At 59.3% G+C, this 11,778-nt stretch carries 11 protein-coding genes; 3 read left to right on the forward strand and 8 right to left on the reverse strand.

Going from position 1 to position 11,778, the window contains the following annotated elements; genetic code table 11:
• Positions 1–145 precede the first annotated feature (145 nt).
• Positions 146–877 carry a response regulator gene (locus V1572_RS04520; RefSeq protein WP_223539887.1) on the forward strand — a complete coding sequence of 244 codons (732 nt, stop codon included), beginning with the start codon at positions 146–148 and terminating at the stop codon, positions 875–877.
• A gap of 3 nt (positions 878–880) precedes the next feature.
• Here V1572_RS04520 and lpxO read toward each other — a convergent pair whose 3' ends face one another.
• The 7 genes from lpxO to V1572_RS04555 form a co-directional block, all read right to left on the reverse strand.
• Positions 881–1,789, reverse strand: coding sequence for a lipid A hydroxylase LpxO (gene lpxO / locus V1572_RS04525; protein WP_008500041.1), 909 nt, complete (start codon positions 1,787–1,789; stop codon positions 881–883).
• Between the two features lie 143 nt (positions 1,790–1,932).
• A complete protein-coding gene (locus tag V1572_RS04530; RefSeq protein ID WP_045909186.1) occupies positions 1,933–2,937 on the reverse strand; it encodes a carbohydrate kinase family protein in 1,005 nt (334 codons plus the stop codon).
• The gene (locus V1572_RS04535) at positions 2,937–3,797 is read right to left on the reverse strand and encodes a ketose 1,6-bisphosphate aldolase (protein ID WP_262802677.1); all 861 of its coding nucleotides are present in this window, start codon (positions 3,795–3,797) and stop codon (positions 2,937–2,939) included. The genes V1572_RS04530 and V1572_RS04535 overlap by 1 nt, the downstream gene beginning before the upstream one ends.
• 10 nt (positions 3,798–3,807) lie before the next feature.
• Positions 3,808–4,494 carry a D-lyxose/D-mannose family sugar isomerase gene (locus V1572_RS04540; RefSeq protein ID WP_045909188.1) on the reverse strand — a complete coding sequence of 229 codons (687 nt, stop codon included), beginning with the start codon at positions 4,492–4,494 and terminating at the stop codon, positions 3,808–3,810.
• 49 nt (positions 4,495–4,543) lie between these two features.
• A complete protein-coding gene (locus V1572_RS04545; RefSeq protein WP_021242935.1) occupies positions 4,544–5,485 on the reverse strand; it encodes an ABC transporter substrate-binding protein in 942 nt (313 codons plus the stop codon).
• A gap of 30 nt (positions 5,486–5,515) precedes the next feature.
• Positions 5,516–6,511, reverse strand: coding sequence for an ABC transporter permease subunit (locus V1572_RS04550; RefSeq protein ID WP_048030254.1), 996 nt, complete (start codon positions 6,509–6,511; stop codon positions 5,516–5,518).
• Between the two features lie 2 nt (positions 6,512–6,513).
• The gene (locus V1572_RS04555) at positions 6,514–8,028 is read right to left on the reverse strand and encodes a sugar ABC transporter ATP-binding protein (protein ID WP_371899537.1); all 1,515 of its coding nucleotides are present in this window, start codon (positions 8,026–8,028) and stop codon (positions 6,514–6,516) included.
• A 233-nt stretch (positions 8,029–8,261) separates the two neighbouring features.
• Here V1572_RS04555 and V1572_RS04560 point away from each other — a divergent pair, with 233 nt between their 5' ends.
• Positions 8,262–10,544: an ATP-binding protein gene (locus V1572_RS04560; protein ID WP_395299733.1), complete on the forward strand. Its 2,283-nt coding sequence runs from the start codon at positions 8,262–8,264 to the stop codon at positions 10,542–10,544.
• A gap of 69 nt (positions 10,545–10,613) precedes the next feature.
• Complete coding sequence (yjdP, locus tag V1572_RS04565) at positions 10,614–10,937, forward strand: DDRRRQL repeat protein YjdP (protein WP_033144428.1); 324 nt, start codon at positions 10,614–10,616, stop codon at positions 10,935–10,937.
• Positions 10,938–11,019: 82 nt separating this feature from the next.
• On the opposite strand, the gene phnP is transcribed toward yjdP, so the two are convergent.
• Positions 11,020–11,778, reverse strand: coding sequence for a phosphonate metabolism protein PhnP (gene phnP / locus V1572_RS04570; RefSeq protein ID WP_395299734.1), 759 nt, complete (start codon positions 11,776–11,778; stop codon positions 11,020–11,022).

Here is an 11,778-nt window from a genome sequence, read left to right on the forward strand (position 1 = left end):
AAAAAGCAGCCAATCGTCAAAATTGACGTGTCGACAGGGCGGCGGATGTGACATGGGTTGAATTTCCGTCACTGAAAAAACCTTTTGACTGGAGCCGACGGCAGAATAGTTCAGACTTAACATAATCCCCTGACGGAAGCATACGATGAAACCGGCGATTCTGGTGGTTGATGACGATACGGCAGTCTGCGAACTGCTTCAGGACGTGCTGAGCGAGCACGTCTTTAGCGTGCTTGTCTGCCATAACGGCCAGGATGCGCTGCGCCGGGTACAACAGGAGACAAATATCGCGCTTGTGCTGCTGGATATGATGCTGCCGGATATTAATGGCCTGCAGGTTCTGCTGCAGCTGCAAAAGCAGCGTCCGGCGCTACCGGTTGTGATGTTAACCGGGCTGGGCAGCGAGTCAGACGTGGTGGTGGGGCTGGAGATGGGGGCCGACGATTATATTGGCAAACCGTTCAACCCGCGTGTGGTGGTTGCCCGCGTGAAAGCGGTGCTGCGCCGTACGGGCGTGCTGGCGGCGGAAGCTCCCGCAGCGCCCGTCGCGGGCATTGCGTTTAACGGATGGACGCTTGATACCACCCGCTGCGAGCTGAGCGATCCGCAGCGTAATCCCGTGCCCTTAACCCAGGGCGAGTACGGCCTGCTGCTGGCGCTCACGCAAAATGCCCGTCGGGTGCTGAGCCGTGACAGGCTGCTCGAGCTGACCCACAGCGAAAGCGCGGACGTGTTCGATCGCACGATTGACGTGCTGATCATGCGCCTGCGCCGGAAAATAGAGGCTAACCCGCATCAGCCTGCGCTGATCAAAACGATCCGCGGGCTGGGTTACGTGTTTGCCACCGATGTGAGCCGGCCCGAACAGGCGGCATAAGGCTTACGTTATCGCCGGAACAATGATGGCGGCAAAGATTGCAGCGATGCACAGATACTTGAGGGCGTAATAGGCCTTACGGTTTCTTTTTTTCAGACGCTGCCCCCGCTCGCGACCTGCATGAACGTATTTAAAAATGCGGTTAATGCCGCCAGTGCTGTCATTCTCGTCATTCGGTGAGCTGGCTGCAGACATTAGCGTGGTTCCCACCCAATGGTTAACCGCCTGCGCCCAGCGCCATTTCATCGGACGCTCAATATCACAGAAGAGAATAATGCGCGTTTGATCCGTTTTATTCTCTGCCCAGTGGACGTAGGTCTCATCAAAAATAACGGCTTCTCCATCCCGCCAGCTGTGGCGCTGCCTGTCGACTTCAATAAAGCAGCGATCGTCATTCGGTGTGAATAAGCCCAGATGGTAACGAACCGAGCCCGCGTACGGGTCCCGGTGCTTGCCAAGCTTCGCCCCCGCCGGCAGCTCGGCAAACATGGCCGCCTTCACCGAGGGGATTTCACTTACCAGCCGGGTCGTCACCGGGCATAAAGACTGCGCGGAGGGATGGGCATCGGCATACCACTTCAGATAAAAACGTTTCCAGCCGCGTTTAAAAAAGGTGTTAAAGCCAGCGTCGTTATTATTTTCCGCCGCCTTAATATGATGCTGCAAACGCAGCGCCTCTTCGCGAATAACCAGCCAGTTTTCCGTCAGCTTATTTAATTCCGGGAAGCGTTCTGTTTCAAAGAAAGGCTGCCTGGCGGGCAGGGAAGAAAACGCCGTCATAAACATATTGATGGGCGCCATGAACGTCGAATGGTCGAAGAGCTGACGAGAAAGCGTCTGTTTTTCTTTGCCGCGTGAATGCGCATAAATAACGCTGATAATGAAAATACCGATGATGATGGCTGCGAACATTTTTCCCTTGTCCTCTTTCTATCTCATTTCGGAAAAGTGTGCGGACAGTGTGCTGCCCACGCCGAATATGCCAGATGGAGAGAGTGTAGTTCGGGGATGTAAAATTCATAGAACTGTAATGAAATATCGCAATTATTGTTAAATTAAACGCTCTCGCGAATAAACGCCTGCAGCTCGGCCAGCGTTTTTGCACCGTCAATCGCATTGGCCGCCAGTAGGCTTGCCCGCGCGCAGGCGTGCGCCAGATAAATACTCTCTGTCAGCGGCAGCGATTCATGGCAGCCGTATAAAAAGCCCGCGCAAAAGGCATCGCCCGCGCCGACGCTGCCGATAATCTCTTCCTGCTCCAGCATCCATGACGGGATCCAGCGACCCTCTTCACCGCGGGCTTCTCCCCATGCGCCTTCCGGGCAGTGGATCACCACCCGCTGGCGTACGCCTGCCGCCAGCAGCTGCGCCGCGGCATCGGCGATATGGGCAATGTGCGGGGCGTCGTTTTCATCACGCATTGTCAGGCCGCTAAACTCACCGGCCTCCAGCTCGTTAATGACCAGATAGTCGAGATGGCGCAGGGCAGGGAGCACCAGCGGCTGATAGCGTGGGTCACCCTTGCGGGAAACCAGGTCGAGCGAGGTTTCATACCCCTGGTCACGCATTTGTGCCAGCAGCCGCGCGCTGCGGGTGCCGAACTCGTCATCGGGCATATCCAGGCTGTCGAGCAGCAGGAGATAGCCGAGATGGAAGATCTTCATCGATCCGTCTAAGCGATCGAAAGCGGGAAGATCCAGCAGGCGGTTGGCCCCCGGTGAGTGGAAAAAGGTGCGCTGTCCGCTGGGATCGGTCATCACCTGCGACATGGAGGTTGGCGCAAAGGTGGTGCGCTGTACGCGCTGGCGGTTGACGTGGTACTGGTCGAGCATCGCCAGAATGTAGTCCCCGTCGCTGTCTTCCCCGATCAGCCCCACCGCCTGCAGCGGCAGGCCAACGTGCATTTTCGCCAGCGTCAGCAGGACGTTGAGCGGCGCGCCACCGGTTGAGCGTTCGCTGTGGGTGATTTCCGCCAGCCAGCCGCGCTCCGGCCACTGCACGATCTGGTGGACGTGGTCCACCAGCATATTGCCTGCGGCGATGATGCCTTTGCGTTCCATTATGCCTGCCCCGCGCTGCCAAAGATGCGCATCTGTTCGGCGACTGTATCCGTAATCGCCTCTTCTATGCCCAGCAGCAGCTCGGCAAACTCGTCGTAGAGCGGCTGGCGTTTTGCCATACGCTGCTCCACGGCGGCGAGCGCGGCCTGCGACATCCCGGTATAGAAATTGATTTTATGAATGCCCAGCTCGATGGCGCGGCGGAAGTCGGCATCGCTAATCCCGGAGCCGCCGTGTAAAACCAGCGGCAGTCCCGTCTGCTGGCGAATGGCGTCCAGGCGCGGGAAATCGAGCTTCGGCTCGCCCCTGTATTTGCCGTGCGCGTTACCGATAGCCACCGCCAGCGCGTCGATGCCGGTTGAATCGACAAATTCGCGCGCCAGCTGTGGGTCGGTGAAGAAGGCTTCATCCGCATGTCCGTAAAGCGCGCCGCCTTCATCCCCCCCGACCGCGCCCAGCTCCGCCTCCACCGAGACGCCCACCGCGTGGCACATCTTCACCACTTCCCGCGTCTGGCGGATGTTTTCCTCATAGCTCAGCGTAGAGCCGTCGAACATCACCGAGCTGAACCCTAAGCGCAGGGCGCGCACCACGGCGTCAAAATGCAGGCCGTGGTCGAGATTGAGCACCACGGGAATGTCGTGACGGGCGGCTTCGAACTTCACCGCTTCGACAAGGGAATCCAGCGACACGTACTTAAAGTGCACTTCGGCGATGTTGATGATAAACGGCGAGCGCTCCTGCTTTGCGGCGGCGAACAGCGCGCGCAGGAAGTGGGAATCGAGCACGTTAAACGCGCCCAGCGCATAGCGGTGTTGTCTGGCGTGGGCAAGACCGTCGGCAAGAGAAATCAATGGCATCATTCACCCCTTATATCCGAAACAGGTTGTACTCGTTGCACAGCACCAGCAGCGCCGGCTCGTCTTCTTCGATGTTGTTATAGCGGGCAACGGGCTGCAAAAAGTGGTTGTCGTGTTCATCGTCATTGACCGAGGACACTTCCCCGACCAGCACGTCGCCGAAGCCGCGTTCGCCCCAGAAACTGTGGTAAAGACCGGGCGTCAGGCAGATGCTTTCCCCTGGCGTGAGGCGCAGCTGGCTGCCGGGGGCGTGGGTTTGACGGCAGCCGTCGACGGTGACCGTCACGTCGGTGTTTTCCGTCTCTTCATGCGCCCCGGCATTCCATAATTCCACGATCAGATTCCCGCCGCCCCGGTTGATGATGTCTTCCCGTTTCCGCCAGTGAAAATGCATCGGCGTGACCTGGCCGTCACGCACGTGCATGATTTTTTCGGCATAGTTTTTTTCATACGGCACGCCGTTAGGCGAGCCGTTGCGCAGGGTAAACAGCGTCAGGCCCTCAGCGGCAAAGTTATTGCCGCCGAATGCCGTCACGTCCCAGCCGAGCCTGAGGTCGAACACTTCCTGCCATGCGGCCTGGTCAAGCTGCTGCCATTTCGTTGGCGGAAAGCTGGCAAAAGGCGGGAGATGAACGTCGTGCATGGAGAAAAACTGCCGCGTGTGGCCGAGGATTTCGTTAATGTCGGAGCGTTTCATGGGGACTCCTTGAAAACAGTTCCCTCTCCCTGCGGAAGAGGGAAAAGGATCATTTAACCGTCCACCCCTTATACGTGCCGACGTTCTTTTTATCGATCATCGTCACCGGGATCAGCACGGGCGCTTTCGGCGCAGGTTTGCCCTGGAGAATGTCATAGCCGATCTCCACCGCTTTTGCCGCCATGACCTGCGGATCCTGCGCCGGGGTCGCCACAAACAGCGAGTTTTCACGCTTCAGCGCTTCCTCACCGTCCGGTGAACCATCCACGCCAACGATAAAGAACTCATTGCGCTGCGCCTGTTTCGCGGCCAGATCGGCGCCGATCGCCGTCGGATCGTTAATCGCAAACACGCCGTCGATCTTCGGATTGGCCGCCAGCAGGGAGGTCATGACTTCCAGACCGCCTTCACGACTGCCTTTGGCGTTCTGGTTATCCGAGAGCACCTTGATATCCGGATGTTTTTTGAACTCCGTCTGGCAACCTTCCACGCGGTTTTGCACCGCTGAGACCGGCGGTCCGTTGATGATCACCACGTTGCCTTTCCCTTTCAGGCGGTCGGTAATGTACTTACAGGCCATCTCACCCGCCTGGGTGTTATCGGAGGTGATGGTCGCATCAGCCCCTTCCGCCGCCACGTCAACCGCCACGACCACGATCCCGGCGTCCTTCGCGCGCTTCACCGCCGGGCCGATCCCTTTGGAGTCCGCGGCGTTGAGGATGATCATGTCCACTTTCGCGGCGATGAAGTTGTCGATCTGCGCCACCTGCTGGCCCAGATCGTACCCGCTGGAGACCAGCGTCACCTTGACGTTATCCCCCGCCAGCTTGCGCGCTTCCAGCTCGGCACCTTTGGTGATCTGCACGAAGAACGGGTTAGCCAGGTCACCCACCGTCACGCCAATGGACTTCAGATCTTTCGCCTGCGCAAACGGCGTTGCGGCAAGCAGCGCGCCAGCACAGAGCGCGGTTACTAACGGTTTCAAACGCATCTTGTCTTCCTCACTCGTAGGGTATTGTTGTTATGCACTTTGATGGTGTCGGGTACGGTATTTGTCGATCAGCACCGCAATGATGATCACCGCCCCTTTGATCACCAGCTGCCAGAAGTAGGAGACGCCCATCAGCGTCATGCCGTTGTTGAGGGTGGCGATGATCAATGCGCCGACCAGCGTGCCGGTGATCGTGCCGATCCCGCCGACAAAGCTGGTGCCGCCAAGGATCACCGCCGCAATCGCATCCAGCTCGTAACCCGTGCCGAGGTTGCCGTTAGCGCTGTAGAGGCGTGAGGCGCTCATGACGCCGCCGAGGCCGGAGAGCAGGCCGCTCATGCCGTAGACAAACAGCAGCACCAGCCAGACCTTAATGCCCGTTAAGCGCGCCGCCTGCATGTTGCCGCCCACGGCGTAGATATGAACGCCGAGCGTGGTACGGCGCAGGATGAACCAGCACACCACAATGACCGCCAGGGCGATCACCACCAGCCAGGGAATTGGGCCGAGATAGTTATTGCCGATCCACTCGAAGTTGATGTTCGAGTTAATGACCGTCGTGCCGTCGGCCAGCAGGTACGCCGCGCCGCGCAGCGCCGTGTAGGTGCCGAGCGTGACGATAAAGGGCGGCAGCCCGGCAAAGGCCACCAGCGCGCCGTTAAACAGGCCCAGCACCATGCCGAGCATCAGCGCGGCGGGAATGGACAGCCCGGCGAATTCGGGAATGAGCGATACCACCATCGCGGCCACCGCCGTGGTGCCGAGAATCGACCCCACGGAGAGATCAATCCCGCCGGTGAGGATAATGAAGGTCATTCCCGCCGCCAGCACGATGTTGATCGACGCCTGACGGGTAATGTTGAGCAGGTTGCTCTCGGTAAAGAAGTTCGGGGCAATAAAGCCAAATACCGCCACAATCAGGATAAGAATTGGCAAAATACCGACCGTTTGCATCAGATCGCTCATCAGCATTTTTTTGGCGGAGGCGGATTTTGCCACCTGCTGCGGATGGGTTGGAGTTGTCATGGTTACACCGCCTGATGATGAGTGTCGTTCACGCCAGTTGCCAGCGTCATAATGTTTTCCTGAGAGATGTCACGCCCGTGAAGCTCGCCCGCGATGCTGCCTTCGCGCATCACGTACACCCGGTCGCTCATCCCCACCACTTCCGGCAGCTCGCTGGAGATCATCAAAATCGCCACCCCTTTGCGCGCCATCTGGTTCATGATGCGGTAGATCTCGCTTTTCGCCCCGACGTCCACGCCGCGCGTGGGTTCGTCCAGAATCAGAATGCGCGGGCCGATGGCGACCCAGCGGGAGATGAGCAGCTTCTGCTGGTTGCCGCCCGACAGCCCGCCCGCGCGCACCTGAGCATGCGGCACGCGGATGTTAAGCAGGGCGATGGCGTCATCGGAGATGGCCTGCGCTTTTTTGCGGTTTAACATGCCGAAGGTGGCGTCGCGCTCCAGCGTCGCCATGGTGATGTTCTCCTGCGCCGCCAGCTCCAGAAACAGTCCCTGCTCCTTGCGGTTCTCGGTGAGAAAACCGATGCCATTTTCGATGGCCGCACGCGGGGAGTGGATCACCACCGGCTCGCCGTCGACCTCAATCATGCCGCCCGTGGCTTTGCGCACGCCGAAGATGAGTTGTGCCAGCTCGGAACGTCCGGCCCCGACCAACCCCGCCAGCCCGACGATTTCGCCGGAACGCACCTGCAGGCTGCAGGGCTGTACTTTTTTACCGTCGGTGAGGTGGTGCACGTTGAGGCGCGGGCTGCCGAGGGGGATATCACGCTCCTTGTTGAACAGGTCGCTTAACGGTCGTCCCACCATCATGCGCACCAGCTCGGAAGCGTTGAGCTTGTCGCGCGTCAGACTGCCGACGTACTGCCCGTCGCGCAGAACGCTGACGCGGTCAGAGAGTTCATACACTTCCGCCATGCGGTGGCTGATATAGATGATTGCCATCCCTTCATCGCGCAGGCGCAAAATCAGTTCAAACAGGCGATGCGTTTCCCGCGAGGAGAGGGCGGCGGTGGGTTCATCCATCACCAGAATGCGGCTGTTGCGGTGCAGCGCGCGGGCAATTTCCACCTGCTGCTGTTCGGCTATGGTCAGTTTCATTACCAGATCGGTGGCGCTGAACTGCGCGCCGAGGCGGTCAATCACCGCCTGCGCCTGGGCAGCCATCTCTTTGCGCTGCACCATCCCGCCGCGCGACAGCTCGCTGCCGAGGAAGATATTTTCGGCTACGGTCAGATTGGGCGCGAGCTGCATCTCCTGATAAATCAGGGTGATGCCTGCGGCCAGCGCATCTTTCGGCCCTTTAATGTGAAACGGCTGACCGTCGATCAGGATCTCGCCGCTGGTCGCGGTATAGGCCCCCGCGAGGATTTTCATCAGCGTGCTTTTTCCCGCGCCGTTTTCGCCCATCAGCGCGTGGATCTCACCGGGAAAAACCGTCAAATCCACACCCTTGAGCGCGTGGAAACTGCCAAACGTTTTGGCAATGCTGCGCATCTCTAATACCGGGGTTCTGCTCATGGCGGATCTCCTGTGAATGCCGATTTCTGCACTTCATCACAGGTGCGTAAATGCAAAATGTCAGAAGCTGTTCATATTTGTCATAGTTATGAATAGCTAATGTGGATCACAGTTATTGAATTACCCTCACCCCGGCCCTCTCCCTGAAAGGGAGAGGAAGCAAATTATTCCCTCGCCCCTTTGGGGAGAGGGTTAGGGTGAGGGGACAACAAACCGCAAAGGAGCCTCAATCCATGCCATCACACCGCCCCCCGTTCTTCGCCAGCGCCCGCGGTCGCCTGCTGATTTTCAATCTGCTGGTGGTCGCCGTGACGCTGATGGTGAGCGGCGTGGCGGTACTCGGCTTCCGTCACGCCAGTCAAATCCAGGAGCAGGTGCAGCAGCAAACGCTGGACGATATGACCGGCAGCATGAACCTGGCCCGCGATACCGCCAACGTGGCGACGGCGGCGGTGCGGCTCTCGCAGGTGGTGGGGGCGCTCGAGTACAAAGGGGAAGCCGAGCGCCTGAAGCAGACGCAAATGGCCCTGCGCCATTCGCTGGAACAGCTTGCGGAGGCGCCGCTGGCGCAGCAGGAGCCAGCCCTGGTGGCGCGTATTATTCAACGAAGCAATGAGTTACAGCAGAGCGTGACGGAGATGCTGGAGCGCGGACAGCGACGCCATCTGGAGCGTAACGCGCTGCTGAGCTCGCTATATCAAAGCCAGAGCTACCTGCGCCATCTGCAGGACATCAACCGCCGTTATGACAGTAACGTACCGGATGCACAGCAGCTGATGGAGATGGACCGGCTGATCGCCGCCGCCATCGATACCCCTTCGCCGCGCGCGACCATCCGGCAACTGGACGCGGTGGCTGCAACGCTGCCCCGGCGTGCCGTACAGCCGGTCGTAAAGACGGTTCTGCCTGATTTTAATGCCGAGCTAGGTCAGCTCGCCCCGCTGTCGAAGCAGCTGGAGGAGAGCGATCTGGCGATAAGCTGGTATATGTTCCACATCAAGGCGCTGGTGGCGATCCTCAACAGCGACATCAATCAGTACGTGGAGCAGGTGGCGCAGGCCTCCCGGCTTCGCACCGCCCAGAGCCATCACGAACTGCAATCCATCAGCGTATTTATCACCATTTTCGCCGTGCTGGCGCTGATCATCACCGGGTGTGCCTGCTGGTATATCTACCGCAATCTGGCCTCCAACCTGACGGCCATTTCCCGGGCGATGTCGCGTCTTGCTCACGGCGAACAGGATGTGTCCGTCCCCGCGCTGCAGCGGCGCGATGAGCTGGGTGAACTGGCGCGCGCGTTTAACGTTTTTGCCCGCAATACCGCCTCGCTTGAGCACACCACGCGCCTGCTGAAAGAAAAAACCACGCAGATGGAGATCGACCGCATTGAGCGTCAGGGGCTGGAAGAGGCGCTGCTGCACAGCCAGAAAATGAAGGCCGTTGGGCAGCTGACGGGCGGGCTGGCGCATGATTTTAATAACCTGCTGGCGGTGATCATCGGCAGTCTTGAGCTCACCGACCCCGAATCAAACGACGCGCCGCGCATTACCCGGGCGCTGAAGGCGGCCGAGCGTGGCGCCTTACTGACCCAGCGCCTGCTGGCGTTTTCCCGCAAGCAATCCCTGACGCCGCATGCGGTAGAGATGCAGCCGCTGCTGGAGAACCTCCGGGAACTGCTGCGTCACTCCTTGCCCGCCACCCTGACCCTGGAAATTGAAGCGCAATCCCCGGCATGGCCCGCATGGATCGACGTCAGCCAGCTGGAAAACGCCATCATTAATCTGGTGATGAACGCGCGTGATGCGATGGAAGGGCAAAGCGGGGTGATTAAAATTCGCACCTGGAATCAGCGCGTTACCCGCAGCGACGGACGCAGGCAGGATATGGTGGCGCTGGAAGTCATTGACCGCGGCAGCGGCATGTCGCAGGAGGTCAAATCCCGCGTCTTTGAACCGTTCTTCACCACCAAACAGACCGGGAGCGGGAGCGGGTTAGGCCTGTCGATGGTGTACGGCTTTGTGCGCCAGTCCGGTGGTCGCGTGGAGATTGAAAGCGCGCCGGGACAGGGAACGACCGTGCGGCTTCACCTCCCGCGCTCGACGCAGCCCGCCGCTGCAGTTGATGAAGCGCTGTCAGCCACCGCCTCCGTCGAGAGCGAGCGCCTGGTGCTGGTGCTGGAGGATGAAGCGGATGTCCGTCAGACCCTGTGCGAGCAGTTGCACCAGCTTGGCTATCTGACGCTCGAAGCGGACAACAGCGAGCAGGCGCTGAGCATGCTGGCGGCGTCGCCGGATATTGGCATGTTTATCAGCGACCTGATGTTGCCCGGAAGCCTGAGCGGGGCCGAGGTGATTAGCCATGTGCGCAGTCACTATCCGCAGCTTCCGGTGCTGCTGATCAGCGGACAGGATTTACGGCCCACGCATAACCCTCAACTGCCGGACGTTCCGTTATTGCGTAAGCCGTTTACGCGGGCGCAGCTGGCGCAGGCTCTGCGGAAGGTCATGGTAATTTGAGATTCCTCCGCTACCCCCGTTTCCTGCTGTTCATTATCGTAAGGCCAGTTCACCTGCGAGTCTGGCCTTATGAAACGTTACTCAACTGCTCTGTTATTTGGTCTGCTGTCTCTCACCAGCCAACTGGCTCATGCCGACATTGTTGATGATGCTATTGGCAACATTCAGCAGGCGATCAACGATGCCTACAACCCCAGCAGCAGCCGCAGCAATGACGACGACGATCGTTATGACCGCAGCCGTCAAATCGACAGTCGACAGTACGACGATCGTCGTCGGCAGCTCGAAGACAGACGCCGCCGTTTAGACGAGCGCCAGCGCCAGCTGGATGACGACAGGCGTCGGTTAGAAGAGGATGAGCGCAGGTTAGAAGACGATTACGATCGAGGCTAAAGCCTGGTGGCGCTTCGCTGACGCAGGCCTGCAAAAACCTGGACCGTAGGCCGGGTAAGGCGCAGCCGCCACCCGGCAAAACTCAGTCCAGTACCAACACCATCCCGTCATACCCCGCTTCAATGCCGTCGGGCAGTGGGTTATCCATCATCCACACGTCAAACTGATGGCTGATGTGCGTCAGGATCACCTGCAGACAGCCAATCACCTCGTTTAGCGCCATCACGGTATTTAAGTCGCAATGGTTTTGCGGCGTTTCGTCGCGCGGTGCATGGCTGCAGTCGATAATCATCACCTGCGGTTGATTGTTGAGCAGGAACTTCACCGTTTTTTCCGGCAGTCCGGCGGTGTCGGACAGCCAGGCCACGCGGCTGTGGGCCGACTCCAGCAAATACCCGAAGGTCAGTTTCGAATGGTTGAGCGGCAGCGGCGTGACCCGCATACCCTGAAGCTCAAACATAACAAAGGGGTCGACCGTGTGGCTGAAATCCAGAATCCCCGGATGTTTAAACAGGTCGTCGCATCCTGCTTCATCCGGCGGACCGTAAACGGGGATCGTCGCGCCCACGCCCCAGCGCAGGGGGAAGAGTCCCTGGACGTGATCCATATGGTAATGGGTCAGCAAAAATTGCTGAAAGCTGCCTGCGGCCCAGTCGTCCATCAGGTGCGGAATACCGGCATCCAGCAGGGTGACAGCATCGTTGAATTTCACTACCGCGCTGCACGGGCGACGGCGATAGTTATCCTGCAGGCGCGCCCGGCGACACGCCGCGCAGTCGCAGCCAAAGACCGGCACCAACTGGGCGCCACCGGTTCCCGTCAACGTGATGGTCAGACTCAT

This window comes from Enterobacter quasiroggenkampii (assembly GCF_043972695.1).
Classification (GTDB): Bacteria; Pseudomonadota; Gammaproteobacteria; order Enterobacterales; family Enterobacteriaceae; genus Enterobacter; species Enterobacter quasiroggenkampii.

What these genes read in the sequence shown, in the direction of transcription:
- yjdP (WP_033144428.1), top strand. Translation starts at nt 10,614, where the DNA reads ATGAAACGTTACTCAACTGCTCTGTTATTTGGTCTGCTGTCTCTCACC.
- lpxO (WP_008500041.1), bottom strand. Translation starts at nt 1,789, where the DNA reads ATGTTCGCAGCCATCATCATCGGTATTTTCATTATCAGCGTTATTTAT.
- V1572_RS04555 (WP_371899537.1), bottom strand. Translation starts at nt 8,028, where the DNA reads ATGAGCAGAACCCCGGTATTAGAGATGCGCAGCATTGCCAAAACGTTT.
- V1572_RS04540 (WP_045909188.1), bottom strand. Translation starts at nt 4,494, where the DNA reads ATGAAACGCTCCGACATTAACGAAATCCTCGGCCACACGCGGCAGTTT.
- V1572_RS04530 (WP_045909186.1), bottom strand. Translation starts at nt 2,937, where the DNA reads ATGGAACGCAAAGGCATCATCGCCGCAGGCAATATGCTGGTGGACCAC.
- V1572_RS04545 (WP_021242935.1), bottom strand. Translation starts at nt 5,485, where the DNA reads ATGCGTTTGAAACCGTTAGTAACCGCGCTCTGTGCTGGCGCGCTGCTT.
- V1572_RS04520 (WP_223539887.1), top strand. Translation starts at nt 146, where the DNA reads ATGAAACCGGCGATTCTGGTGGTTGATGACGATACGGCAGTCTGCGAA.
- V1572_RS04550 (WP_048030254.1), bottom strand. Translation starts at nt 6,511, where the DNA reads ATGACAACTCCAACCCATCCGCAGCAGGTGGCAAAATCCGCCTCCGCC.
- V1572_RS04560 (WP_395299733.1), top strand. Translation starts at nt 8,262, where the DNA reads ATGCCATCACACCGCCCCCCGTTCTTCGCCAGCGCCCGCGGTCGCCTG.
- phnP (WP_395299734.1), bottom strand. Translation starts at nt 11,778, where the DNA reads ATGAGTCTGACCATCACGTTGACGGGAACCGGTGGCGCCCAGTTGGTG.
- V1572_RS04535 (WP_262802677.1), bottom strand. Translation starts at nt 3,797, where the DNA reads ATGCCATTGATTTCTCTTGCCGACGGTCTTGCCCACGCCAGACAACAC.